This window comes from Variovorax sp. MSC1_012, from assembly GCF_023667525.1.
GTDB lineage: Bacteria > Pseudomonadota > Gammaproteobacteria > Burkholderiales > Burkholderiaceae_C > Variovorax > Variovorax beijingensis_B.
The window spans coordinates 1,880,577-1,905,978 of record NZ_CM174443.1; the positions used below are offsets into that span (position 1 = coordinate 1,880,577).

Consider the following 25,402-nt stretch of genomic DNA (forward strand, 5'->3'; position numbering starts at 1 on the left):
AACCGGTTCGAGTTCCCCGGTTTGTGAGGCAGCTCTCGCCTCACATCAAACCTCCCCCCGTTTTTCCGATCGATTGCCCCGCAAGGGGTCATTCCATGCACTTAAACGAACTCAAGGCACTCCACGTGTCTGAAGTCCTCAAGCAGGCTGAAGCGCTTGAGATCGAAAACGTCGGCCGCATGCGCAAGCAGGAGCTGATGTTCGCGATCATCAAGAAGCGCGCCAAGGCCGGCGAACAGGTCTTTGCCGACGGTGTGCTCGAAATCCTGCCCGACGGCTTCGGCTTCCTGCGCAGCCCCGACACCAGCTTCACGGCCAGCACGGACGACATCTACATCTCGCCGAGCCAGGTGCGCCGCTTCAACCTGCACACCGGCGACATGATCGAAGGCGAAGTGCGCACGCCCAAGGATGGCGAGCGCTACTTCGCGCTGACCAAGCTCGACAAGGTCAACGACGGTCCGCCCGAGCAGAACAAGCACAAGGTGATGTTCGAGAACCTGACGCCGCTGTTCCCCAAGGAACAGATGAAGCTGGAACGCGACGGCGTCAAGAGCGACGAGAACATCACGGGCCGGATCATCGACATCATCGCCCCCATCGGCAAGGGCCAGCGCGCCCTGCTGGTGGCACCGCCCAAGAGCGGCAAGACGGTGATGATGCAGCACATCGCCCACGCCATCAGCGCCAACTACCCCGAAGTGCACATGATGGTGCTGCTGGTGGACGAGCGGCCTGAAGAAGTGACCGAAATGCAGCGCACCGTGAAGGGCGAGGTCATTGCCTCGACCTTCGACGAGCCCGCTGCGCGCCACGTGCACGTGGCCGAAATGGTGATCGAGCGCGCCAAGCGCCTGGTCGAGCTCAAGAAGGACGTGGTGATCCTGCTCGACTCGATCACCCGCCTCGCCCGCGCCTACAACAACGTCGTGCCCTCGTCGGGCAAGGTGCTGACCGGCGGCGTCGATTCCAACGCGCTGCAGCGCCCCAAGCGCTTCCTGGGCGCCGCGCGCAACGTCGAAGAAGGCGGCTCGCTCACCATCATCGGCACCGCGCTGATCGACACCGGCAGCCGCATGGACGAAGTGATCTTCGAAGAGTTCAAGGGCACCGGCAATTCCGAAATCCACCTGGACCGCCGCCTGTACGAAAAGCGCGTGTTCCCCTCGATCCAGCTCAACCGCAGCGGCACCCGCCGCGAAGAGTTGCTGCTGGCACCCGAGATCCTGCAGAAGACCCGCATCCTGCGCCAGCTCATGTACAACATGGACGAGATCGAGTCGATGGAGCTCATGCTCAAGAACATGAAGGCGACCAAGACCAATGTCGAGTTCTTCGACATGATGCGTCGCGGCGGGTAACTATTGCTCGCCCCCAGGCTGCGCGACACTTCGTGTCGCTACGCCCTCCCCCTACCGGGGGCGGTGCTGACCGACCGGCAAAGCCGGATCGGTGGCACCCCACGAACGAATGCCCGCCTTTGGCGGGCATTTTTCATGTGCGCAACGCTTTGCCCTCAGCGGCACTGCGCGCACCGAGATCCAGCAGCTCCATCAGCGCGACGGCCTGCTCGGGCGGCACCGGGTTCGGGCCGTTGCCGAGGATCGCATCGCGCACCGCGGCGTAGTACTCGAGGTAGTTGCCGGCCCGCGTGGGCCAGACCCGGCGCTGCGGCTCGCCGCCGTCGCTGGCGGGCAGCACGAGTTCGCCGTCTTGCGGATCGGCACCCCACCCCGCCATCGGCGGCCGCTGGCCGGCGCGCAGCGCGTCTTCCTGCGGATCGACGCCGTGCTTGATGTAGCTGCCGCGCGTGCCATGAACGATGTAACGCGGCGCGGCATGGGCCGCGAGCGTGGTGGCGTGCAGCACCACGCGCAGCGGTGCATGCGGGCCGCTTTCGTAGCGCAGCACGGCGTGGAAATAGTCCTCGACCTGCGCGCCGTCACGCAAGGCCGCGGTGTCGAGTTGCAGCGTGTCGGGCGTTCCGAACAGCTGGACCGCCTGGTCGACCAGATGGGAGCCCAGGTCGACCCAGAGGCCCGCGCCCGGGACCTTCTGTTCGCGCCAGCGGTCGCGCACCTCGGGGCGAAAGCGGTCGAAATGCGATTCCAGGTACACCAGCCGGCCGAGTTCTCCGCTCGCCAGCAGGTCCTTGAGCGTGAGGTAGTCGGCGTCGAAGCGCCGGTTCTGGTAGACCGCCAGCACGCGATTGTTGCGCCGAGCCAACAATTCGAGCTCCCTGGCCTCGGCCACGTCGAGCGTGAACGGCTTGTCCACCACCACGTGCTTGCCGGCCTCCAGCGCCGCCTTGGCGATCGGGTGGTGCTGGGCGTTGGGGGTGGCCACCACCACCAGGTCGATGTCCGGCCGGCCCACGAGCGCGGCCGCATCGGGCACCACGGCCACGCCGGGCCAGTCGGCGTGGACCTTGTGCGGGCGGGAGCTTGCCACGGCCGCCAGTTCGAGGCCCGGCACGGCCGAAAGCACCGGCGCATGGAAGGTCTGGCCGGCAAAGCCATAGCCGACGAGGCCGGCACGCAGGGTTCTGGGGGTCATCTGGAGGGCCGTCCTTCGCTCAAATCGAGACAGTATGCGATAATCGCTGGCTCCGCGAAAAGTGCAGCCGGGCGTCTTGCCCTGCGATTTCCCTCCCCGGAACGGCGCGCCCCTCTTGGGCACGCTTGTGGCTCTCGCATCGACCCCAAAGGAAAGACCATGGCAAAAGAAGGCATCCACCCGAACTACCGCGAAATCCTGTTCGTCGACATGTCGAACGGCTTCAAGTTCGTGACCCGTTCGTGCGCGAACACCAAGGAAATGGGCAAGACCGACGACGGCCGCGAGCTGCCGCTGTTCAAGCTCGACACCACGAGCGAATCGCATCCGTTCTACACGGGCACGCAAAAGTCGGTCGACAACATGGGCGGTCGCGTCGAGAAGTTCCGCAACCGCTTCGGCAAGACCACCGGCGCTGCTTCCAAGTAAAGCACGCGCTTTCGCATCGAGGGCAGCCCGGTTTACCGCGCTGCCCTTTTTTTCTTTCCCAAGACCGACGTTCGTTCCCATCCTGTGAATCAGCCCACCCCCGCGATCGTTGCCCAGAGCGCCGTGCGCCGGCTGCCGCGCCTGGCACTGCTGCTGCTGTGCGCCGCCTACCTCCTGCCGGGCCTGGTGGGTCGCGGCCCCTGGAAGAGCGCCGACATCACCTCCTTCGGCTACATGGCCGAACTGGCGCGCAACACCGAAGGCATCGCCCGCTGGTTCGACCCCCTGCTGCTGGGCCTGCGGCCCGAAACGCCGGCACTCATTCCGTACTGGATCGGTGCCTGGGCCATCAAGATCGCGCCGTCGTGGGTGCACCCCGACCTGGCGGTGCGCATCGCCTTCGCGCTGCTGCTCTGGGGCACTTTCACCGCCACGTGGTATGCCGTCTACTACCTCGCGCGCACCTCGCGGGCCCAGCCGGTGGCCTTCGCCTTCGGCGGCGAGGCACGGCCCACCGACTACGCCCGCGCTATTGCCGACGGCGGACTGCTGGCGCTGATCGCCTGCCTCGGCCTCGCCCAGCTGGGCCATGAAACCACGCCCGCGCTGGCGCAGCTGTATTTCGCGTCGCATCTGTTCTATGGCGTGGCGGCACTGCCCTACCGCCGCATCGGCCCGGTCATCGCATTGCTGGTCGGCACCATCGGCATGACCTTGAGCGGCGGTCCCACGGTCGGCCTGGCGCTGGCGGCGGGCAGTGCGCTGTTCATTGCCTACGAGCGGCGCACCGCCGACGCCGCTTCCGACGAAAGCCCCGGCTATACGCGTGGTGCGCTCGCCACGATGATCGCGGCCGCGCTGGTGGCCGCGGCGCTGGCGCTCGGGCTGGGCCTGCTGCAATGGAAGATCCAGCTGCCGGGCCATCATCCGAGCAGCACCTCGGTGCTGAGCGACGTGCGCAGCCAGGCCAAGCTTCTGGTGTGGTTCACCTGGCCGGTCTGGCCGCTCGCGATCTGGACGCTGTGGCGCTGGCGCCGCCAGCTCACCGCGCGCCATGTGGCGCTGCCGTTCTGGTTCGCGCTGGTGCCGCTGGCCGCGACCTGGACCACCGACTATTCCGACCGTTCGCTGCTGCTGGCGCTGCCCGCACTCGCTACGCTGGCCGCCTTCGCCCTGCCGACCTTCCGGCGCAGCGCGGCGGCGCTGATCGACTGGTTCAACGTGCTGTTCTTCAGCGGACTGGCCGTGCTGGGATGGATCTACTGGATCGCGATGCAGACCGGCGTGCCGCCCAAGCCGGCGGCCAGCGTGGCGCGGCTGGTGCCGGGCTTCGTGCCCGAGTTTTCGGCCGTCCCCTTCGTCCTCGCGCTGGCCGCCACCATCACCTGGTGCTGGGTGGTGCGCTGGCGCACTGGGCGCCACCGCGCGGCGCTCTGGAAAACGCTGGTGCTGCCGGCCGGCGGCACCGCGCTGTGCTGGATGCTGCTGATGACGCTGTGGCTGCCTTCCATCGACTATGCGCGCAGCTATGCCCCGCAGGTGCGTGCGGTGGCCGAGCGCGTCGGGCAGCCGAGCTGCATTGCCGAGCTCGCGCTGAGCCGCGCCCACATCGCGGCGCTGCGGCATCATGGCCAGTTCAACCTGCAGCCGCTACTGCTCGGCACCGATTGCCCCTGGCTGCTGGTCAGCCCCGAAACCATCGAGCGGCTGCACACCATCATTCGCCTGGAGCACTGGCGTTTCAGCGGCACGCTGCGGCGGCCCAGCAGCGCGACCGATGACCTGTTGCTCTACCAGAAGATTGCGCCGTAGCACGTGATCGGAGAACGAGGCCTGATTGCCCGGCACGCCGGCACGGTGCTGGTGGGCCAGCTGGCCGTGATGGCGTTCGGCGTGACGGACACCATCGTGGCCGGCCGCTATTCCGAGAACGCGCTCGCCGCGCTGTCGGTGGGCGCGGCCGTCTTCATCAGCGTGTTCGTCTCGCTGATGGGCGTGCTGCAGGCGCTGCTGCCGGTCTGGGCGGAGCTGCACGGCGCGGACCGGAGAAGCGAAGTCGGCCGCTCGGTGCGGCAGTCGCTCTACCTGAGTGCCATCACCATCGCGATCGGCATGGCCGTGCTGCTGCTGCCGGGCGCGGTGCTGCGCTGGACCCAGGTGCCGCCCGCGATGCGCGGCGAAGTGGAAACCTACCTGGCGGTGCTTGCCTTCGCCTTGCCTCCCGCCCTGCTGTTCCGCCTGTTCAGCACCCTGAACCAGAGCCTGGGCAAGCCGCAGGTGGTGACCTGGCTCCAACTGGGCTCGCTGTGCGTGAAGCTGCCGCTGTCGATCTGGTTTGCCTTCGGCGGCGCGGGCCTGCCGGCCATGGGCCTGGTGGGCTGCGCCTGGGCCACGCTGTGCGTGAACTGGGCCATGCTGGCCTGCGCCGTGTGGCTGCTGCGCAGCAGCACCTTCTACCGCGACTACCGGCTCTGGGAACGCATCGAAGCGCCCGACTGGCGCCAGATCCGCCAGTTCGCTAGCCTGGGCATTCCCGGCGGCCTGGCCGTGCTGGTGGAAGTGACCTCGTTCACCCTGATGGCGCTGTTCATTGCGCGCCTGGGCACGGCCGCGGCCGCCGCGCACCAGATCGCCTCGAACCTGCTTGCGGTGGCCTACATGGTGCCGCTCTCGCTGGCCATTGCCACCAGCGCGCGCGTGAGCTTCTGGCTCGGCGCCGGGAATGCGGTCAAGGCCCGCCGCGCCTGCCGCATGGGCTTCGAACTCACCGCCCTTTGCGCATTGTTCTTCGCGGGTGCCATGGTGGCGCTGCGCTTCAGGCTGGCCCACGTGTATTCCGACAACCCGGCTGTCATCGCGCTGGCCGCGGCGCTGCTGCTGGTGGTGGCGGCCTATCACTTTGCCGATGCGCTGCAGACGCTGTGCGTGTTCGTGCTGCGCAGCTACCGCGTCACACTGGTGCCGCTGGTCGTCTATTGCACGCTGCTCTGGGGCTTCGGCCTGGGCGGCAGCTACCTGCTGGCCTATCGCGGCCTGGGGCCGTGGCCCGCAATGCAGTCGCCGCTGGCGTTCTGGCTCATGAGCGCGGGCGCGCTCGCGGTCACGGCCCTGCTGTTCGGCGCGCTGCTGCGCTGGACGATGCGCCGCTCACTTCGCTAGCAGCCGCGCTTCCCGCACGCGGGTTGCCGGGAACACCAGCGCAAAACGCGAGCCCTTGCCCACCGTGCTCTGGATCCGCAGTTCGGCGCCATGCCGCTGCGCGATGTGCTTCACGATGGCCAAGCCCAGGCCGGTGCCGCCGGTTTCGCGCGAGCGGCTGCGGTCGATGCGGTAGAAGCGCTCGGTCAAGCGCGGAATGTGCTCGGCGGCAATGCCGGGGCCGGTATCGCGCACCGCGTATTCGCCGCGCCCGTCGGGCAGCAGCCGCCAGCTCACCGCCACCTCGCCGCCGCCCGGCGTGTAGCGGATGGCGTTGCTCAGCAGGTTCGACATGGCGCTTTGCAGTTCGGTCGGTGCGCCCGAAATCTCGGATTCGGCCTCGATCGTGAAGGAAAGGCGGTGCCCCTGCGGCACGAGCCGGCCAGACAGCCCCCGTCCCTCGTCTTCGCATTGGGCGAGCAGCGCACGGATGCGGATCCACTGGTTGCCCGATGGCGCAGCGCTGCCCTCGAGCCGCGAGAGCGTCAGCAGGTCGTTGACCAGGGTTTCCATGCGGTGCGACTGCTGGCTCATGAGCGAGAGGTAGCGCGCGCGCTCGTCCGCATCGAGCGGCAGGTTCTGCAGCGTTTCCACAAAGCCCGCAAGCACGGTGAGCGGCGTCCGGATCTCATGCGAAACGTTGGCGACGAAGTCGCGCCGCATCGCTTCGGCCTGCTCGACCGCCGTGATGTCGCGCGTCAGCAGCATGCGGCGGTTGCCCGCATAGGGATGCACCTGCACCGACAGGCGCACCGGATGGCTGCGCTGGTGCCCCTGCCCCGGGCCGGAGGCATCGATGACCACATCGCGGCTGTAGTTCCACGAAGCCAGGTAGGCCACGAAGGCGGGGTCGCGGACCAGGTTTGCAAGATGCTGCAGCAGATCGCGCTCGGCATCGATGCCGAACTGGCCGGCCGCCGTCTGGTTGCACCACTCGATGCGGCCCTGCTCGTCGAGCAGGATCACGCCGTTGGGAGAGGCCTGGATGGCGGCCAGGAATTCCTGCAGGCGGTCTTCGGCCTGCCGGGTCTGCTGTTCGCGGTCGCGCAGCAGCTTGCGGATGCGCTCCGAGAGCTCGCCCCACACACCGGCACCGCGGGTCGGCAGGCCCGCCGCGTTGTTGCGCAGCACCTGCAGCAGCCGTTCGGCCCGCCACGCATCGAGCGCGAGCCACAGCACGGCGCCCAGCCAGGCGCCCAGCCATCCGAACTTCCAGCCGAAAATGGCTGCAGCACCCGCTCCTATTACGAGGGACGCTATTAGAAAAGTAGCAATACGGAAAGGCATGGCGGGCGATTATCCGCGCCCGCGGCCCATGAAAGCAGCGCGGCTCAAACTGTGACTTGGGCCGTCAGGCGATAACCCGCGCCGCGCACCGTCTCGACCATCGGCGAGGCGGCACCCAGCGATTCGCGCAGGCGCTTGACGTGCACGTCGACCGTGCGTTCCTCGATGTAGACGTGGTCGCCCCAGACCTTGTCGAGCAATTGCGCCCGGCTGTGCACGCGCTCGGCGTGCTGCATCAAATAGGCCAGCAGCTTGAACTCGGTCGGCCCCACCTTGAGCGCATTGCCCTGCCAGGTGACGCGGTGCGTGGCGGTGTCGAGTGCGAGCTCGCCGATTTCCACGCGTTCGGTCACCACTTCGGGCGCGCGGCGGCGCAGCACGGCGCGGATGCGCGCGAGCATTTCCTGTGTCGAGAAGGGCTTGGTGATGTAGTCGTCGGCGCCCGCATCGAGGCCGGCCACCTTGTCGGGCTCGTCGCCGCGCGCGGTGAGCATCAGGATCGGAACGGCCTTGGTGCGCGGGTCCTTGCGCCACTGGCGCGCGAGCTGCAGGCCGCTCTGGCCGGGCAGCATCCAGTCGAGCAGGATCAGGTCCGGCAGGAAGGCGTCGATCTCGCGTTGCGCTGCCGCGCCGTCCTCCGACCAGATCGGCTCGAAGCCGTTGTGGCGCAGGTTGACGGCGATCAGCTCGGCGATCGAGGACTCGTCTTCGACGATCAGGACTCGGGGTTTCTTCATGCTTTCTTGGAGACTTGCGCTCGCTCTGTTACTGCAGCGCCGATTCGATCTCTTGCATCGAAGTGTGCCGCACATCGGCGCCCTTGACGATGTAGATGATGAATTCGGCGATGTTCTTGGCGTGGTCGCCGATGCGTTCGATGGCCTTGGCCAGGAACAGCAGGTCGAGGCTGGCCGAGATCGTGCGCGGGTCTTCCATCATGTAGGTGACCAGCTTGCGCACGAAGCCGTCGAACTCCTTGTCGATCAGGTCGTCGTCCTTCAGGATCGACAGCGCCGCGGCCGTGTCCAGCCGCGCGAACGCGTCCAGCGCGGTGCGCAGCAGGCCCGAGGCCAGGTCGGCCGCGATGCGCAGTTCGTTCGAGGGCAGCGCGCGGGCCGAGCCGCTCTCGATGATCGACTTGACCATGCGCGCGATCTTGTTGGCCTCGTCGCCCACGCGCTCCAGGTTGGCCGTGGTCTTGGAGATGGCGATCAGGAGGCGCAGGTCGCGCGCCGTGGGCTGGCGCCGCGCGATGATCGACGACAGCTCGCGGTCGATCTCGATCTCCATGGCATTGACGCGCGTCTCGGTTTCCATCACGCGGTCGGCGGCGTCGGGATCGAACTGCAGCAGTGCGTAGACCGCCTGGTGGATCTGCGCCTCGACCATGCCGCCGAGCTCCATCACGCGCGACGACACGCCGTTGAGTTCGCTGTCGAACTGGCTGGAGAGATGTTTTTCAGTCATATGTGCCTCCTTGGCATCAGCCGAAACGGCCGGTAATGTAGTCCTCGGTCTCCTTGCGCTGCGGCTTGAAGAACATCTGTTCCGTCGCGCCGAATTCGATCAGGTCGCCCAGGTACATGTAGGCGGTGTAGTCGCTGCACCGTGCAGCCTGCTGCATGTTGTGCGTCACGATGACCACGGTGTACTCGTTTTTCAGCTCGGCGATCAACTCTTCGATCTTTGCGGTCGAGATCGGATCGAGCGCGGAGCAGGGTTCGTCGAGCAGCAGCACTTCGGGCTTGATGGCAATACCGCGTGCGATGCACAGGCGCTGCTGCTGGCCGCCCGAGAGGCCCGAGCCGCTTTGCTGCAGCTTGTCGCGCACTTCGGTCCAGAGCGCCGCCTTCTTGAGCGCCCACTCCACGCGGTCGTCCATTTCGCTCGCGCTCAGGTTCTCGAACAGCTTCACGCCGAACGCGATGTTGTCGTAGATCGACATCGGGAACGGCGTGGGCTTCTGGAACACCATGCCGACCTTGGCGCGGATCAGCGCCACGTCCTGCTTGGAGGTGAGCAGGTTCTCGCCGTCCAGCGCGATGGTGCCCTCGGCGCGCTGCTCGGGGTAGAGCTCGAACATGCGGTTGAAGGTGCGCAGCAGCGTCGACTTGCCGCAGCCCGACGGGCCGATGAAGGCCGTCACCTTGTTCTCGGGAATCTCGAGGTTGATGCCCTTGAGCGCATGGAACTTGCCATAGTAGAAGTTCAGGTCCTTGACCGAGATCTTCGAGCGCGACGGTTGTGCGACGGTATTTGGCATGGTTGCTACTTCTTCTTGAATCAGAGTTTGTTGCGCGTGAGGACTCGCGCCAGGATGTTGAGGGCGAGCACGGCCACGGTGATCAGGAACACGCCGGCCCAGGCCAGCTGCTGCCAGTTTTCGTACGGGCTCATCGCGAACTTGAAGATCGTCACCGGCAGGCTGGCCATCGGCTGGCTGATGTCGGCGGTCCAGAACTGGTTGTTCAGCGCGGTGAAGAGCAGCGGCGCGGTTTCGCCCGCGATGCGCGCCACCGCCAGCAGCACGCCCGTGACCACACCGGCGCGCGCGGCGCGCAGCGTGATGCTCAGGATGACCTTCCACTTCGGCGTGCCGAGCGCATAGGCCGCTTCGCGCAGTCCCGGCGGCACCAGCTGCAGCATGTTCTCGGTGGTGCGGATGACCACCGGAATCACGATCAGCGCGAGCGACAGCGCCCCCGCCAGGCCCGAGAAGGTCTTGAAGTACGCCACCACCACGGCATAGACGAACAGGCCGATCACGATCGACGGCGCCGACAGCAGGATGTCGTTGACGAAGCGCGTCACCGACGAGAGCCAGCCCTTGGGGTTGTACTCCGCCAGGTAGATGCCGGCCATGATGCCGATCGGCGTGCCCACGAAGGTGGCCAGCGCCACCATCACGAACGAACCGAAGATCGCGTTGGCAATGCCGCCCACCTCGTTGGGCGGCGGCGTCATCTCGGTGAAGGTGGCGAGCGCCAGGCCGCCCAGGCCCAGGCGCAGTGTTTCCCACAGGATCCAGACGAGCCAGAACACGCCGAACACCATCGCCGCGAGCGACAGCGTGAGCGCGATCTTGTTGACGCGGTTGCGCGCGGCAAACTTGGCCTGGCGCGCTTCGGCAAGCGCCTTGGCGCTCAGCAGGTTTTGAGCCGTACTCATGACTTGGTTCCTTCGCTCTTCTTCATCTGGGCCAGCAGCACCTTCGAGAGCGTCAGCACGACGAAGGTGATGAAGAACAGCACCAGGCCGAGGTACATCAGCGCGGCCTGGTGCAGGCCCGCGCCGGCTTCGGCAAATTCATTGGCGAGTGCCGAGGTGATGCTGTTGGCCGCCTCGAACACGGAAAGCGAGTTGAGCTGGTTCATGTTGCCGATCACGAAGGTGACCGCCATCGTCTCGCCCAGCGCGCGGCCCAGGCCGAGCATGATGCCGCCGATCACGCCGGCCTTGGTGTAGGGCAGCACGACCTTCGACACCACTTCCCAGGTGGTGGAGCCAAGGCCGTAGGCCGACTCCTTGAGCAGCGGCGGCGTCACTTCGAACACGTCGCGCATCACCGAGGCGATGAACGGAATGATCATGATCGCGAGGATGATGCCGGCCGAGAGAATGCCGATGCCCACCGGCGGGCCCGACACCAGCGCGCCAAGGTAAGGCACGCCGGCAAGCAGCTTCTGCAGCGGCTGCTGCACCCAGGTGGAAAGAATCGGGCCGAACACCAGCAGGCCCCACATGCCGTACACGATCGACGGCACGGCGGCGAGCAGTTCGATGGCCGTGCCCAGCGGGCGCTTGAGCCAGTTGGGCGAGAGTTCGGTCAGGAACAGCGCAATGCCGAAGCTCACCGGCACCGCGATCACCAGCGCGATGATCGAGGTGGCCAGCGTGCCGTAGATCATGACCAGGCCGCCGTACTCGTTCTGCACCGGGTCCCAGACGCTGCTGGTCAGAAAGCCGAGGCCGTACTTCGAGATGGCGGGCCATGCGCCGGCAATCAGCGACAGCAGGATGCCGATCAGCATCGCGAGTGTGAGCAGCGCGGCGCCCTTGGCGGCCCAGCCGAACAGGCGGTCGGCCATGGGGCCCGAACGCGGTGCCTTGGCGGGCGGTGGTGCGGTGGCGCGGCCGCGTTCGGCCGCGAGGTCGAGCGTGGATGCGGAGGCAGGATAGGTGGATGACACGGGTCGCTCCGGCAATGACGAAAGCGGCGCATCCTCGAGCGAAGTACTGCTCATGGCTGCGCCGTCCTGGGCTTGATGGGGTTGCTTACTTGAACGCGACCGGCTTGCCCGATGCGTCCTTCACTTCGCCCCATGCCTTGGCGATCGTGGCCTTCACGGCATCGGGCATCGGCACGTAGTCGAGCTCGTCGGCCGTCTTGTCGCCGCCCTTGTAGGCCCAGTCGAAGAACTTGAGCACGGTGGTCGCGTTGGCGGGCTTGTCCTGCACCTTGTGCATCAGGATGAAGGTCGCACCGGTGATGGGCCATGCGCCCTTGTCGGCCTGGTTGGTCAGCACCTGGTAGAAGCTCTTGTTCCAGTCGGCGGCGGCGGCTGCAGCCTTGAAGGCCGTGTCTTCGGGCGAGACGAAGTTTCCGGCCGCGTTCTGCAGCTGGGCGTAGGTCATCTTGTTCTGCTTGACATAGGCGTACTCGACGTAGCCGATCGAGTTGGGCAGGCGGTTCACGAAGGCTGCGACGCCTTCGTTGCCCTTGCCACCCGCGCCGGTGGGCCAGTTCACGGCCGTGCCTTCGCCGACCTTGGTCTTCCACTCGGCGTTGACCTTGCTCAGGTAGTTGGTGAACAGGAAGCTGGTGCCCGAGCCGTCGGCGCGACGAACCGGTGCAATGGCGGCGTCAGGCAAAGCCAGCGAGCCGTTCAGCGCCTTGATGGCGGGGTCGTTCCACTTGGTGATCTTGCCCAGGTAGATGTCGCCCAGGACCTGGCCGTTGAGCTTCAGCTCGCCGGGCTTGATGCCGGGAATGTTCACCACGGGAATCACGCCGCCGATGACGGTGGGGAACTGCATCAGGCCCTTGGCCTGGAGTTCTTCGTCCTTCAGGGGCGCGTCGGAAGCGCCGAAATCGACCGTCTTGGCTTCGATCTGCTTGAGACCGGCGCCCGAGCCGACCGACTGGTAGTTGATCTTGACGCCGGTGGCCTTGTTGAAATCGGAGGCCCACTTGGCGTACAGCGGCGCCGGGAAGCTGGCGCCAGCGCCGGTCACGTCTTGTGCGAAGGCAGGAACTTGGGCGAAGACCGCGGCCACGAGGCCGGCAGCTGCAAATTTGAAAGTCGTTTTCATAAGGCTTCCTTTAGAAGTAAGAAGTAGTCCCTTTCGGGCTTGGAACGGACTCTAGAAAGCTTGTGTGACATCGGTGTGACACCCCGCTGTCGAGGGAAAATGCCGCTGTTTCTCCCATGGCTTGTGTGACGTTGTCACACAACCGTCATTCGCCGCGCCTAGCCTTGCGAGCCTCGCCACCGGCGATTCGGAAGGCCGCGCGCCCGCCACGGCGCTACGATCGAAGTCACCCGCCTTCTTCCACGACAACTACATGCAAAACGGCACCCGCCTCGCCGCAGTCGATCTCGGATCGAACAGCTTCAGGCTCGAAATCGGACAGGTCGACCACGGCCAGATCCACCGCACCGAATACCTGAAGGAAACGGTCCGCCAGGGCAACGGCCTGGACAGCGCCCGCAATCTCACGGCCGAGGCCATGCAGCGGGGCTGGGATGCGCTTGCCCGTTTTGGCGAGCGGTTGGCCGGTTTCAAGCGCTCGCAGGTGCGCGCCGTCGCCACCCAGACACTTCGCGAGGCACGTAACCGCGAAGAATTCCTGCTGCGCGCACGCACCATCCTGGGCTTCGGCATCGACGTGATCCCGGGCCGGGAAGAAGCCCGCCTCATCTACCAGGGCGTGTCGCACATGCTGCCGCACACCGACGCCTCCGACCGCGAGCGCCGCCTGGTGGTGGACATCGGCGGCCGCTCCACCGAAATGATCATCGGCCGCGCGCTCGACGCCGAGCTGATGGAGTCGTACCGGGTGGGCAGCGTCGCCTGGTCGATGAAGCATTTTGCGGAAGGCCTCTTCACCCAGAGCGCATTCCGCGCCGCCGAGGTGGCCGCCAAGGCAGTGCTCGACGACGCGCTGTCGAGCTACACCCGCGACCAGTGGGACGTGGCCTATGGCGCGTCCGGCACCATCGGCGCCGTGGGCGACGTGCTGGCAGCCGCGGGCGGCGAGCCCGGGCTCATCACCCGCGACGGCCTCGACTGGCTGGTCGACCGGCTCCTGAAGGCCGGCAGCACCGACAAGCTGCGCATCGACGGCATGCGCGAAGACCGCAAGCCCGTCATCGGCGGCGGCGTGAGCGTGCTGCGCGCGGTGTTCGACCTGCTCGACATCGAGGAAATGAGAGTCGCCCAGGGTGCGCTCCGCCACGGCGTGCTCTATGAACTGCTGGAGCGCGACGAGAGCGTGGCCGACATGCGCACGGCCACCGTGGCGCGGCTGGCGAGCCGGTTCGCGGTCGATGCGGCGCAGGCCAGGCGGGTGGGCGAAACCGCGGCGGCGCTGTTTGTGCAACTCACTCCCGCAGCGCGCGGCGGCAGCCCCGGCAGCCGCCCCGGGCGGGCGCTGCGCAAGCTCGGCTGGGCGGCGCAGCTGCACGAGATCGGCATGCTGGTCTCGCACAGCGACTATCACAAGCATGGCGCCTACATCCTGGACAACACCGACGCCCCCGGCTTTGCCGTCAACGAACTGCACGCGCTCGGCCAACTGGTGCTGGGCCAGCGCGGAAAGCTGCGCAAGCTCGACGCCGCGCTCGACGACGAGACCTTCGTGATGCAGCTGCTGTCGCTGCGCCTGGCGGTGATCCTGTGCCATGCGCGCCGCGATCCCGATCCGCAGGCGCTGCATCTTGCGGCGCTGGGCGCCAGAGCCTTCACGATCGCCTGCGCGCCCGACTGGGCCGAGGCCTATCCGCAATCCGCGCACCTGCTGCGCGAAGAAGTGCTGGCCTGGCAGAAGACCAGCAACTGGCGCGTGGAGCTCAGCGGGGCCTGAGCCGCGTCACTTCGCGTTACTTCGCGTCGAGGCCGGCAGTGCGGGTGGTTTCCGCAGGAACCGGGTGCGGCTGGTCGCCCCCGAACATGCCGGCGTAGGCGGGCTGCACGACCCGGTCCAGCCCCTGCTTCAGCCCCTGGTGGGCCACCGCGGTGTCCTTGAGCAGGCCGTCGTAGCTGAAATAGGTGGGCTCGCTCACATCGGCGGTATGGGCCGTCTGGTGCACGACGGATTGCCGTTCGTCCCTGAGCAGCTGCTCCACCGAGATGAAGGGCTTGAAGCTCGAGGTCGCATCGGCTGCGCCGTACGCCGTGGTGATCCGCAGGATCAAGGTGCTGTAGCCGGGCGTGGGCTGGAGCTCCGGCACCTTCATCTCGCTGGCCGCTCCGGTGGCGCGCATGAAGGGCGTCAGCTTCACTTCGCGGCCGCTCTCCCGCAGGCGCGCTGCCAGCTGCTCCGCGAACTGCCTGTTGAGCGCCATGGTCGTGCCGCTGTTCCTCACCGCGGCCGTGAATTCCTTGCTGCGCTGGTCGGTCCGGGCAGCCATGGTCATCCGGCTGTTGGTGTCGATGGTGAGAGCCACCAGCGCGCCGATGGGCCCCAGAAGAAGTCCGGCAAAGCCCGTCAGCCCCGAACCGCCGCCATCCGTGACGATCAGCTGGTCTTCCTCGTTGTAGATGAGTTCGACCTTCGCGGCCGACCGGGTGGCTTCCTGGCGGGCCTGCAGCGTGGGTTTGGACGCATCGGCCGCACACCCCGCCAGCAGGGCGGTGGCGACGAGCAGGAACGTCAGCTTCTGCAACGACATGCCCGCGTCCAGGCGCAGCAGGTCCATGAAGCTTCTTGGCAGCGGGTTGGGCAGTTTCATGCGTGTTCCCCAGTGATGTGGCCGATATGGAGTCACTGTAGGAATCGCGCCGCCTGCGCACATGAGCGGTGCGCACCTTCTCCAGGGAGACAAGCGCCCCGCCACCTCTGTCCGCGGCCATGACAAAGCGCCTGCCCGCAAGCGCGGGATGCGGCTATCCCGGCCGTTTCACCTGGCGTGGAGGCTGGCGGTCCGGGTGGTTTCCGAACTGCCGAGGCGCGGCGGCCCGTCTTCGCCGAACATGCCGGCATAGGCAGGCTGGACGATCCGGGAAAGGCCTTGCCGCAGGCCGTCCTGGGCCCTGGCCGAGTCCTGCAGCAGGCCGTCGTATGCCAGGTAGGCCGGCTCCTCCAGGTCGGAGGTGTGGGTGGTCTGGTGGAGAACGACCTGCTCCTCGTCCTGCAGCGACTGCTCGATCGCCACGAAGGGCTTGAAGCTCGACGTCATGTCGGGAGCTCCGTAGGTCGTGGTGACCCGCACGAGCAAGGTGCTGTAGCCCGGGGTGGGTTCGAATCCAGCCGCCTGCATCTGGGCGAGCTCGCCGTCCATGCGCGCGGCGGGTGTCAGCTTCACTTCCCGGCCCCCAGTCCGCAGGCGCGCTGCCAGTTGCTCGGCGAACTGCCTGTTGAGCGGCATCGCGCCGCTGCTTTTCACGGCGGCCGTGAACTCCTTGCTGCGCCGCTCGATGCGGCTGGCCAGCGTCACCCGGGTACCGACCTCGACGCCAAGGGCCACCAGCGTGCCGACAGGCCCGAAAATCCCGGCCCAGCCCATGATTGCGGAGCCGCCGCCATCCATCACGGACAGCTGGTCCTGCTCGTTGTAGACGAGTTCGATCTTCGTGATCGACCGCGTTGCGTCGTGGCGAACCTGCGGCGCGGGTTCGGGTGTGCTCGTGGCGCAGCCGGCCAGCAGAGCTGCGGAGATCAGCAGCGAAACAAGCGTCTTCATGGGGAGGCGAATGTAAGTTAAAGATGCTATTTGTGTCCAAATGCATCTCATGCAATCATTGTGCCTATATGGCACTGCCACGCCCCATCGAATTCGTCAATTAGTTTACAGATTCGGGCAAATTTTCAGCCCGCGGATCCCTTCAGCTCAGAGGAGCTCGGGCGATTGCACCGTCACCACGACGGTCTGCACGTCGCCATCGCGTTCGCGCGTACGGATCCACCAGAGCGAACCCTTGCGCACCGGACAGCTGTCCTGCTTCAGGCCGAGAAGAAGCGAAATCGCCTGCCCCACCGAAGGCTGGTGCCCGATCATCAGCACCACCGACTTGCCGTTGGGCCAGCCGGCCGCGGCCAGCATGGCCTCGGCGGTGGTGTCGGGGGCGAGTTCGGCGCGCAGCTTGTATTTGCGGCCGAGTGCAAGCGCGGTCTGCTCGCAGCGCCGCGCGGGGCTGCAGATGATGCGCGTGCCATCCGGCAGCTGCCGGTCGAGCCAGCTGGCCATGCGCTTGGCCTGCTTCTCGCCGCGCGCGGTCAGGGAACGCTGCAGGTCGTCGCAGCCCTCGGTCCAGTCCTCGGCTTCGGCATGGCGCCAGAAGATCAAGTCCATGGTTATCGTCTTTCGATCGTCAGTTGCTGGATGCACTGGGTGTATCGAGGTGATGGCCTCGCGATGCATACCTGTTCATGAGTGCGGCCTGCGCGCCGTGCGCCTCGACGATGCGCGAGGCACCCGCTTCGCCGGAGTGGGTGTCGTGGTCGACGCGCGTGTAGATGCCGTCGCCGCCCAGGTCCCAGGCGTCGCGGCCGTCATGCAGGTAGGCGACCAGGCATTCGTCGATCAGGCGCTGGCGAAGGCCGGGGTCGGTCACCGGCCAGGCCAGCTCGATGCGCCGCATCATGTTGCGGTTCATCCAGTCGGCGCTTGACAGGTAGAGCGACTCGTCCTCGCCATTGCGGAAGTAGAAGACGCGCGAGTGCTCGAGAAAACGCCCGATCACCGAGCGCACGCGGATGTTGTCGGTCAGCCCCGGCACCTGCGCGGGCAGCGTGCAGGCGCCGCGCACGATGAGGTCGATCTTCACGCCGTTCTGGCCGGCGCGCATCAGCGCGGCCACCAGCGCGTCGTCGGTCAGCGCATTCATCTTGGCGACGATGCGGGTCGGCTCGCCAGCGGCGGCGGCCAGGCCCAGCGCGTCGATCTGCGCGACGAGGTTCTTGTGCAGGTCGAAGGGCGCGAGCCACATGCGGTTGAGCTTGGGCAGCCGGCTCTGGCTTGCCAGGTGCACGAACACGGCTTCCATGTCGGCCGTGAGCAGCGGATCGGCCGTCAGGTGGCTGATGTCGGTGTAGAGCCTGGCGGTGCGCGGGTTGTAGTTGCCGGTGGAAAGATGGCCGTAGCGGCGCATCTGCTTGCCCTCGCGACGCGTCACCAGCAGCATCTTGGCGTGCGTCTTCAGGCCCACCACGCCATACACCACCTGCGCGCCGATCGACTCGAGCATTTCGGCCCAGTTGATGTTGGCCTCTTCGTCGAAGCGGGCCTTGAGCTCCACCACCACCGTCACTTCCTTGCCGCGGCGCACGGCTTCGCGCAGCAGGTCCATCAGCTCCGAATCGGTGCCCGTGCGGTAGATGGTCTGCTTGATGGCCAGCACCTGCGGGTCTTGCACGGCCTCGCGCAGGAACGCGAGCACGCCGTCGAAGCTCTCGAAGGGCTGGTGGATCAGCACGTCGCCGTGCTGCAGCCGCTCGAAGAACGACTGCGCCGGCGACAGCGTGACCGGGTAGGAAGCCGAGTACGGCGGAAACAGCAGCTGCGGCTCCTCCAGCAGATCGATCAGCTGGGTCAGCCGGGCCAGGTTGACGGGGCCGTGCACGCGGTAGAGCGCCTGCTGCGGCAGGTTGAATTGCGCGAGCAGGAAGCTCGCGAGCGACTCCGCGCAGCTGGCCGACACCTCGAGCCGCACGGCCTGCCCGTAGTGCCGGTGCTGCAGCCCCTGGCGCAATGCGGTGCGCAGGTTCTTGACGTCTTCCTCGTCGACCGCAAGGTCGGAATGCCGCGTGACGCGGAACTGCGAGAAATCGCCCACCTCGCGCCCCGGGAACATGCTCGACAGATGGGCGCGCACCACGCTCGACAACGCCACGAACAGCGTCTTGCCGTCCGACACCTTGGCCGGCATGCGGATCACGCGCGGCAGCACGCGCGGCACTTTCACGATCTGGATCGGGTTCTCGCGCCCGAAGGCATCCTTGCCGCCGAGCCGCACGATGAAGTTGAGCGACTTGTTGGCCACCTGCGGAAACGGGTGCGCCGGGTCCAGCCCGACAGGGATCAGCAGCGGGCGCACTTCACGCTCGAAATATTCGCTGACCCATTTGCGCTGCGCCGGATTGCGTTCGCCGTGCGAAATGATGTGGATGCCGTGCTTTGCAAAGGTCGGCATCAGCTCGTCGTTGTAGAGCGCGTACTGCCGCGCCACCAGCGTGTGGGCGGCCTCGGCCAGCCGCTCAAACGACTCGATCGTGTAGGCGCCCTTCTGGTCGCCGGCGCTGCTGGCAATCAGGTGCGGCGCGGCACGGACTTCGAAGAACTCGTCGAGGTTCGATGAAACGATGCAGAGATAGCGAAGGCGCTCGACCAGCGGCACTTCGGGCCTGTGGGCCCAGTCGAGCACGCGCTCGTTGAAGGACAGGATGCTGTGGTCGCGGTCGAGCAGCGCGAGGGCCGTTGCCGCGACCGTGGACGTCCGGTCAGCGGGAGCTGGTTGCATGGGCACTGATTCTGGAGCAAGCGGCACGGGAGCACATGTAGGCTGAAATATGACAGTGTCGCCCTCGTTTGTGACGTTTTCGTGACTGTCTTGTGACGCCTGCGGACCGCCTTTTGGCAGCCCCGTGCCGGGCGAAGAGGCGGGCGGCCCGGCACCGGGCCGGGCGGCCGCCGGCTTCATGCGCCGAGAAAGTGCTTGCGGTAACGCGGCGGCAGGTCGTCGATGCGCATCAGCATCGGCAGGTCCGCCGTGTTGAAATCCGGGTCCCAGGCCGGGGCGCCCAGCACCTTGGCACCCAGGCGCAGGTAGCCCTTGATGAGCGCGGGTGGCTCGACGTCGAGCGCGCCATCGAGCCGCTCCACCGGCAGCGGCAGGCGCGGCTGCACCTGGTACTGGATCGGCGCCATGTGGCTGGCCGACAGCTGCCGCCAGATGCTGGCCGCCGCATCGCCGCTGGTCACGCCGTTGTGCGACATCGGAATGCTCGCGCAGCCGATCATGGTGTCGAGCTTGTTGCGGTGCATGAAGCCCGCCAGGGCACCCCACAGTGCAAGGATCACCCCGCCCTGCCGGTGGTCGGGATGCACGCAGCTGCGGCCCAGCTCGACCATGCGCTCGCGCAGGTCGCGCAGCCGGGTCAGGTCGAACTCGGTGTCGCTGTAAGTGCTGCCCACGCGCCGCGCCTGGGCAGGCGTGAGCACGCGGTAGGTGCCGATCACCTGCTGGGTCTGTTCCTCGCGCACCAGCAGGTGCTCGCAGAAGTCGTCGAACAGGTCGATGTCGTGGCCGGCCAGCGGCGTGCTCACGCGGGCGCCCATTTCGCCGACGAACACCTGGTAGCGCAGGCGCTGCGCGGCGCGCACGTCGTCCAGGTGGCGGGCCCAGCTCACGGTGATGCCTTGCCTGGCATCGACGATGACCGGCGGCACCAGCACGGCAGCGGGCACCGATGCGGGCGTGGTTGCAGGGGCGGGCCACAGGGCGGCGCGCAATCCGAGCTGCGACAGCGGGAACGTCGGGTTGGGCAGTTCTTTCATGGGGACCCTTTCTGCTGAGGGAGTCTCAGCACCCGCGGTGAAACGGGTATGTCAGCCCCATTGCATTTGCATGACGGTGTTACCGCGTGTTTTGGGGCTGCCTGGATGTCTAATGCGGTGGGTCCGCGACATGGAGTTTTCTCAATGGCCACAGCCGCAAGCAGCAATTTCGACAACCGCCTTCACCAGACCTTTCCCGTCCTGAGCGATACCGAAATCGCGCGCATTGCGCACTTCGGGACCGTGCAGCGCTTCGCCCGCGGGGAGCGGCTGTTCACCGCCGGCGAAACCAGCCCCGGCATGTTCGTCCTGCTCAAGGGCGTGGTGGCGGTCACGCAGCGCGACGGGCTCGGGCACGTGGTGCCGATCGTGCGCCAGGGCCCCGGCGAGTTCCTTGCCGAAGTCGGCCAGCTGAGCGGCCGCCCTGCCCTGGTCGACGGCCATGCCGAGGAAGAAGTGGAAGCGCTGATCGTGCCGCCCGCGCAGCTGCGTGCGCTGCTGGTGGCGGAAGCCGACCTTGGCGAGCGCATCACCCGCGCGCTGATCCTGCGGCGCGTGGCGCTGATCGAATCCGGCGCCAGCGGGCCGGTGCTGATCGGCCGGCCGGAGTCGCCCGACATGGCGCGGCTGGAGAACTTCCTGCGCCGCAACGGGCATCCCTACCATCTGGTCGACGCGGCCGAAGACCCCGGCGCCGCGGCGCTGCTGGAGCAGTACGGCACCTGCAAGCTGCTGGCCGTGTGCCCCGACGGTTCGGTGCTGGTCAACCCTGCCGAAGACGCGCTGGCCCGCTGCCTGGGCATGGTCGACACCGCGGAGCGCAACGAGCTTTTCGACGTGGCGGTGGTCGGGGCCGGCCCCGCCGGCCTCGCGACCGCGGTGTACGCCGCCTCCGAAGGGCTGCGCGTGATCGTGCTCGACTGCCGCGCCTTCGGCGGACAGGCCGGCGCGAGCGCGCGCATCGAAAACTACCTGGGCTTTCCCACCGGCATCTCGGGCCAGGCGCTCGCGGGCCGGGCCTTCGTGCAGGCCCAGAAGTTCGGCGTCGAGATGCTGATCCCGGCCAAGGTGATGTCCCTGGACTGCTCGCGCGACAACCCCATGGGCGCCCTGCGCATCATGCTGGCCGACGGCCGCGCCATCAACGCGCGCACGGTGGTGATTGCAAGCGGCGCACGCTACCGGCGGCCCGATGTGCCGAGGCTGTCCGAGTTCGAGGGCCGCGGCATCTGGTACTGGGCGTCGGCCATCGAGGCCAAGCTCTGCGCGCAGCAGGAGGTTGCGCTGGTCGGCGGCGGCAACTCGGCCGGACAGGCCGCGGTGTTCCTGTCGCGCCATGCGGCCAAGGTCAACGTGCTGGTGCGCGGCCCGTCGCTCGCGGCCAGCATGTCGCGCTACCTGATCGACCGCATCGAGGCCACACCCAACATCGAGCTGCATCCCCATACGCAACTGGTGAAGCTCAACGGCGATTCCGGCGAAGGCCTGACGGGTGCAACCTGGCGCTGCCAGACCACGGGCAACGAACACGACTGCGACGCGCGCAACATCTTCCTCTTCGTGGGCGCCGAGCCCGAGACCAGCTGGCTCGATGGCTGCGGCGTCTCGGTCGACAAGCACGGCTTCGTGCTGACCGGCGATGCGGCCAGCAGCGGCTTTCCGGCGCGGCCCTCCACCGCGCTCGAATCCAGCGTGCAGGGCGTCTTTGCCGTGGGTGACGTGCGCTCGGGGTCGGTCAAGCGCGTGGGCGGCGCCATCGGCGAAGGCGCGGCCGTGGTCGCGCTGATCCACCAGCACCTGTCGTCCAACTCGGCCGTCGCGTGACCGTGCTGCGTCCGTAATTCCCGGCGCTGCACGCGTGCGGATGGCCGCGTATATGCTGCCTGCCTCGCATCACGACCAACCCCAACACCGGAGAGCCCGCGACATGCCTGCATCGCCCATCGAGGTCTATTCCTGGCCCACGCCCAACGGCCACAAGATTCACATCATGCTGGAGGAGTGCGGCCTGCCGTACAACGCCCGCCCGATCAACATCGGCAAGGGCGACCAGTTCGCGCCCGAGTTCCTCCAGATCAGCCCCAACAACAAGATCCCCGCCATCACCGACCCGGATGGTCCGGACGGCAAGCCGATCTCGCTGTTCGAATCGGGCGCCATCCTCGTCTACCTGGCCGGCAAGACCGGCAAGCTGCTGCCCAGGACTGACCGCGAGCGCTACGACGTCCTGCAGTGGCTCATGTTCCAGATGGGCGGCGTCGGCCCCATGCTCGGCCAGGCGCATCACTTCCGCATGTATGCCCCCGAAAAGATCGGCTACGCCATCGAGCGCTACAGCAACGAAGCCAAGCGCCTCTATGGCGTGATCGACAAGCAGCTGTCGAAGAACCGGTTCATTGCCGGCAAGACCTATTCGATTGCCGACATCGCGATCTTCCCGTGGCTGCGCAGCTGGGAAAACCAGGGCATCACGCTCACCGACTATCCGCATCTGAAGGACTGGTTCGACGGCATTGCCGCGCGCCCCGCCGTGCAGCGCGGCGTGAAAGTGCTGGCCGATCTGCGCCAGCCGATCACTGGCGACAAGGAGCGCGAGATCCTTTTCGGCAAGACCCAATACGAGAAGCGCTGAGCGCCCGGATATTCGGGCTAGAATAGAAGGCTTGTCGGGGTGTAGCGCAGCCTGGTAGCGCATCTGGTTTGGGACCAGAGGGTCGAAGGTTCGAATCCTTTCGCCCCGACCAAGAAAAATACGAATGCCTGCAATGACTCACGTTGTTGCAGGCATCTTGTTTTTCAGCCTGCGCCAAAAACAATCCCGGCGGCGAATTCCTCGCGTACAGTCGAATTCAACATCATCACCGACCGGGGTTGGCCGTGTCCTACTACGAACTGAAGATCGGCAACCAGACCGGCCTGGTCCAGGTCACACAGGATCTCGTCTCGCACACCGCCACCCTGTACTGGATGCCCCGCCGCCGCCCCTTGCTTGCCACGGAAGAGATCAATTCCACGCCGCTGGCACAGCACCAGACCTTCGGACCGTCGGAAGCGCAGACACTCGATCTGCTCCGCGCATGGGCCGTCGAGAACTTCGAGCCGGTCGGCGATTTCGTCCAGATCTGAGCGCCCTCCGGCACCCCGGGCACCAGGGTGGATGTGGGTAGAATCCGGGGCTCCGTTCGGCCCGGAATCTGCCCGTAGCTCAGTTGGATAGAGCACCTGCCTTCTAAGCAGGTTGTCGGGGGTTCGATCCCCTCCGGGCAGGCCAATTTCCAGTTTCAATTAGCTCAGAACCATCCTGAAACCCGCTCTCCTTCGAGGAGAAGCGGGTTTTTCTTTGCTCCGAGACGGATCGGGGCATAGCATGTCTTGTCGGTACTTTGTCGGTACTTCTGCAGGTATCTGCGCTGCCGCCAAAGCCAGGTACCGACAGCAAGGAGAAAAATCCAATGCTGACAGACACTTTCGTGAGGCAAGTGAAGCACAAGGGCAATGAGATCGGCGAGCGCTACGCGGACGGAGGCGGCATGTACCTGCGCGTCAAGGCAGCAGGCAAGTACTGGCGCATGGACTACCGGTTCAACGGCAAGGCGAAGACCCTGGCCTTGGGCGTCTACCCTGCGGTCTCGCTTGCGAAGGCCCGGCAACGGCGCGACAAGGCCCGCGAGCTGCTTGCCGACAACGTCGATCCCGGCCTCGCGAAGCGGGCAGAGAAACTGTCCCGGGCGGTGGAAGCAGCCAACACCTTCGAGGCGTTGGCGCGGGAATTCCACGCCACCAAGGCCAGCAGCTGGAGCACGTCCTATTCGGAGCGCTGGCTGCGCATCATGGACAAGGACCTGTTCCCCTACATCGGCAAGCTGCCGATTGCCTCGATCCAGGCCAGGGATCTTCTGCACGCGCTCAAGCGCACCGAGGGCCGGGGCGTCATCGAGACCGCCCACACCCTGCGCCAGTGCGCCGGACAGGTGTTCCGCTACGGTGTGCAGACCGGCCGGTGCGCGAGCAATCCGGCCCCGGACCTGCACGGCGCGCTCCGACCTGTGCTTACCAAGAGCATGGCCGCCGTTCTGGAGCCGCAGAAGGTCGGCGAGTTGATGCGCGCCATCTACGGCTACAGCGGGCAGCCGATCACCCGCGCGGCCCTCCTCCTGTCCGCCCTGCTCTTCCAGCGTCCCGGCAACATCCGTGCGATGGAATGGGCCTGGATCGACCTCGAAAAGGCGATGCTGACCATCCCGGCGCAGGACATGAAGCGCCGACGGCATGAAAAGCTCAACGGCCGTCCCCACTTCGTGCCGCTGGCGACGCAGGCACTGCAGACGCTGGAGGAAATCGCGCCGCTGACCGGACATGGCCGGTACGTGTTCCCCAGCATCCGCACGGGAGAACGCCCCATGAGCGAAAACACCGTGAACGCCGCGTTGCGAAGGCTGGGGTACACCAACGACGAGATGACCGCCCACGGCTTTCGTGCGATGGCCCGCACGGTCATGGCGGAGCAACTTCACGGCATTTCGCCCGACGTCATCGAGGCACAGCTTGCTCACGGCAAGAGCGGGCCGCTGGGTACGGCCTACGATCGCGCAGAGTTCATGGACAAGCGCAAGGACATGATGCAGCGCTGGGCGGACTACCTGGGCCAACTTGCCCGAAACGCGCAAGTCCCAACGCTCCGGGTGGCCTAGCCGCGATTCCGCAAGACCTCCATCAACGCACACCACGGCCGATGGTCGGCGAGCGGCGCACAACTGGAAGAGGCGATGAATCAATTCGCGAATGCACGTCCGACGAGGTGGTGCCCTTTCCGGTCAGCGTATCGTTGCCTGCGCCATCGATATACGTGTCATCCCGCCGAGGCAACCGACGGTGGCGTTGCCGGCGCCACCATCCAGCGTGTCGTTGCGCACCCCTAGGCTGCGGATCACCCCTCCCATTGCAGGCGCCCGCCCTTGCGCATGTGGACGCCGCGCGCCGGCGATATCAACCAGCCACTGCGCACGTAGCGCGCGACAAGGCTTAGAGAAATCGGTCAAAACCGGCCAGCCGCCTCACACACAGAAATCCGGACACCCCCGCGTTGAAGCCGCCAACGGTCGTCTTTTCCTTCACAAAAAACTGCCCTTAAAAGTGGCCCAGTTGAGAATCTGAACCGTTCAAACCGATCCGCTGGATTGCCGGTGTATTCGGGGCAACAACGTCTTCCCGTT

General features: G+C 66.5%; 22 protein-coding genes, 2 tRNA genes and 1 pseudogene. 11 read left to right on the forward strand and 14 right to left on the reverse strand.

The features are described 5' to 3' along the window. The first annotated feature begins 95 nt into the window (after positions 1-95). Entirely contained in the window at positions 96-1,361 is a 1,266-nt protein-coding gene (rho, locus tag L1081_RS08900) for a transcription termination factor Rho (protein WP_021007063.1), read from the forward strand. 133 nt (positions 1,362-1,494) lie between these two features. On the opposite strand, the gene L1081_RS08905 is transcribed toward rho, so the two are convergent. Continuing rightward, a complete protein-coding gene (locus L1081_RS08905) occupies positions 1,495-2,556 on the reverse strand; it encodes an oxidoreductase (protein WP_489416094.1) in 1,062 nt (353 codons plus the stop codon). Between the two features lie 159 nt (positions 2,557-2,715). On the opposite strand from L1081_RS08905, the gene L1081_RS08910 reads away from it, so the two are divergent. The 3 genes from L1081_RS08910 (at position 2,716) to L1081_RS08920 (ending at position 6,144) form a co-directional block, all read left to right on the forward strand. After that, positions 2,716-2,985: a type B 50S ribosomal protein L31 gene (locus L1081_RS08910; RefSeq protein WP_007836661.1), complete on the forward strand. Its 270-nt coding sequence runs from the start codon at positions 2,716-2,718 to the stop codon at positions 2,983-2,985. Positions 2,986-3,069: 84 nt separating this feature from the next. Next, positions 3,070-4,797, forward strand: coding sequence for a hypothetical protein (locus L1081_RS08915; RefSeq protein WP_489416095.1), 1,728 nt, complete (start codon positions 3,070-3,072; stop codon positions 4,795-4,797). A gap of 3 nt (positions 4,798-4,800) precedes the next feature. Then, complete coding sequence (locus L1081_RS08920; RefSeq protein WP_489416096.1) at positions 4,801-6,144, forward strand: MATE family efflux transporter; 1,344 nt, start codon at positions 4,801-4,803, stop codon at positions 6,142-6,144. Here L1081_RS08920 and phoR read toward each other — a convergent pair. Genes phoR through pstS form a run of 7 tightly spaced genes read right to left on the reverse strand, consistent with a single transcriptional unit; the run spans position 6,133 to position 12,783 of the window. Then, entirely contained in the window at positions 6,133-7,470 is a 1,338-nt protein-coding gene (phoR, locus tag L1081_RS08925; RefSeq protein ID WP_489416097.1) for a phosphate regulon sensor histidine kinase PhoR, read from the reverse strand. The two genes, L1081_RS08920 and phoR, sit on opposite strands and share 12 nt — an antisense overlap. A gap of 44 nt (positions 7,471-7,514) precedes the next feature. Next, on the reverse strand, positions 7,515-8,207 hold the full coding sequence (gene phoB / locus L1081_RS08930) for a phosphate regulon transcriptional regulator PhoB (protein ID WP_021007058.1): 693 nt from the start codon (positions 8,205-8,207) through the stop codon (positions 7,515-7,517). A 28-nt stretch (positions 8,208-8,235) separates the two neighbouring features. Beyond that, positions 8,236-8,937 (reverse strand): phosphate signaling complex protein PhoU, encoded by a 702-nt coding sequence (phoU, locus tag L1081_RS08935; protein ID WP_012747426.1) that lies wholly within the window; start codon positions 8,935-8,937, stop codon positions 8,236-8,238. Between the two features lie 16 nt (positions 8,938-8,953). Then, positions 8,954-9,733: a phosphate ABC transporter ATP-binding protein PstB gene (pstB, locus tag L1081_RS08940; RefSeq protein ID WP_021007056.1), complete on the reverse strand. Its 780-nt coding sequence runs from the start codon at positions 9,731-9,733 to the stop codon at positions 8,954-8,956. Between the two features lie 20 nt (positions 9,734-9,753). Further along, a complete protein-coding gene (pstA, locus tag L1081_RS08945) occupies positions 9,754-10,638 on the reverse strand; it encodes a phosphate ABC transporter permease PstA (protein WP_489416098.1) in 885 nt (294 codons plus the stop codon). Further along, entirely contained in the window at positions 10,635-11,714 is a 1,080-nt protein-coding gene (gene pstC, locus L1081_RS08950; RefSeq protein WP_124957732.1) for a phosphate ABC transporter permease subunit PstC, read from the reverse strand. The genes pstA and pstC overlap by 4 nt, the downstream gene beginning before the upstream one ends. A 31-nt stretch (positions 11,715-11,745) precedes the next feature. Next, the gene (gene pstS, locus L1081_RS08955) at positions 11,746-12,783 is read right to left on the reverse strand and encodes a phosphate ABC transporter substrate-binding protein PstS (protein ID WP_489416099.1); all 1,038 of its coding nucleotides are present in this window, start codon (positions 12,781-12,783) and stop codon (positions 11,746-11,748) included. 253 nt (positions 12,784-13,036) lie between these two features. Here pstS and L1081_RS08960 point away from each other — a divergent pair, with 253 nt between their 5' ends. Then, positions 13,037-14,557 (forward strand): Ppx/GppA phosphatase family protein, encoded by a 1,521-nt coding sequence (locus tag L1081_RS08960; protein ID WP_489416100.1) that lies wholly within the window; start codon positions 13,037-13,039, stop codon positions 14,555-14,557. Positions 14,558-14,573: 16 nt separating this feature from the next. On the opposite strand, the gene L1081_RS08965 is transcribed toward L1081_RS08960, so the two are convergent. The 5 genes from L1081_RS08965 to L1081_RS08985 form a co-directional block, all read right to left on the reverse strand. Beyond that, positions 14,574-15,425: a hypothetical protein gene (locus L1081_RS08965; RefSeq protein WP_489416101.1), complete on the reverse strand. Its 852-nt coding sequence runs from the start codon at positions 15,423-15,425 to the stop codon at positions 14,574-14,576. Positions 15,426-15,593: 168 nt separating this feature from the next. Next, positions 15,594-16,376 carry a hypothetical protein gene (locus L1081_RS08970; protein WP_489416102.1) on the reverse strand — a complete coding sequence of 261 codons (783 nt, stop codon included), beginning with the start codon at positions 16,374-16,376 and terminating at the stop codon, positions 15,594-15,596. A 147-nt stretch (positions 16,377-16,523) separates the two neighbouring features. Then, a complete protein-coding gene (locus L1081_RS08975; RefSeq protein WP_319432176.1) occupies positions 16,524-16,985 on the reverse strand; it encodes a SixA phosphatase family protein in 462 nt (153 codons plus the stop codon). A 19-nt stretch (positions 16,986-17,004) separates the two neighbouring features. Next, entirely contained in the window at positions 17,005-19,332 is a 2,328-nt protein-coding gene (gene ppk1 / locus L1081_RS08980; protein ID WP_489416103.1) for a polyphosphate kinase 1, read from the reverse strand. Then, the gene (locus L1081_RS08985) at positions 19,329-20,189 is read right to left on the reverse strand and encodes a GNAT family N-acyltransferase (protein WP_489416104.1); all 861 of its coding nucleotides are present in this window, start codon (positions 20,187-20,189) and stop codon (positions 19,329-19,331) included. Before L1081_RS08985 ends, ppk1 begins: the two co-directional genes overlap by 4 nt. Positions 20,190-20,333: 144 nt before the next feature. Here L1081_RS08985 and L1081_RS08990 point away from each other — a divergent pair, with 144 nt between their 5' ends. The 6 genes from L1081_RS08990 (at position 20,334) to L1081_RS09015 (ending at position 24,880) form a co-directional block, all read left to right on the forward strand. Beyond that, positions 20,334-22,013 (forward strand): FAD-dependent oxidoreductase, encoded by a 1,680-nt coding sequence (locus L1081_RS08990; protein ID WP_489416105.1) that lies wholly within the window; start codon positions 20,334-20,336, stop codon positions 22,011-22,013. 103 nt (positions 22,014-22,116) lie between these two features. After that, positions 22,117-22,821 (forward strand): glutathione binding-like protein, encoded by a 705-nt coding sequence (locus tag L1081_RS08995; protein ID WP_319432167.1) that lies wholly within the window; start codon positions 22,117-22,119, stop codon positions 22,819-22,821. Positions 22,822-22,856: 35 nt separating this feature from the next. Further along, positions 22,857-22,933 (forward strand) — tRNA-Pro (locus tag L1081_RS09000). A gap of 133 nt (positions 22,934-23,066) precedes the next feature. Further along, positions 23,067-23,315, forward strand: a complete 249-nt coding sequence (locus tag L1081_RS09005; RefSeq protein WP_489416106.1) for a hypothetical protein — start codon at positions 23,067-23,069, stop codon at positions 23,313-23,315. A gap of 68 nt (positions 23,316-23,383) precedes the next feature. After that, positions 23,384-23,460, forward strand: a tRNA-Arg gene (locus L1081_RS09010). A 181-nt stretch (positions 23,461-23,641) separates the two neighbouring features. Continuing rightward, positions 23,642-24,880, forward strand: coding sequence for a phage integrase central domain-containing protein (locus L1081_RS09015; protein WP_489416107.1), 1,239 nt, complete (start codon positions 23,642-23,644; stop codon positions 24,878-24,880). A gap of 239 nt (positions 24,881-25,119) precedes the next feature. On the opposite strand, the pseudogene L1081_RS09020 reads toward L1081_RS09015, so the two are convergent. Further along, positions 25,120-25,221, reverse strand: a pseudogene (locus tag L1081_RS09020) (AbiEi antitoxin N-terminal domain-containing protein); the annotation flags it as partial. Between the last annotated feature and the right edge of the window lie 181 nt (positions 25,222-25,402).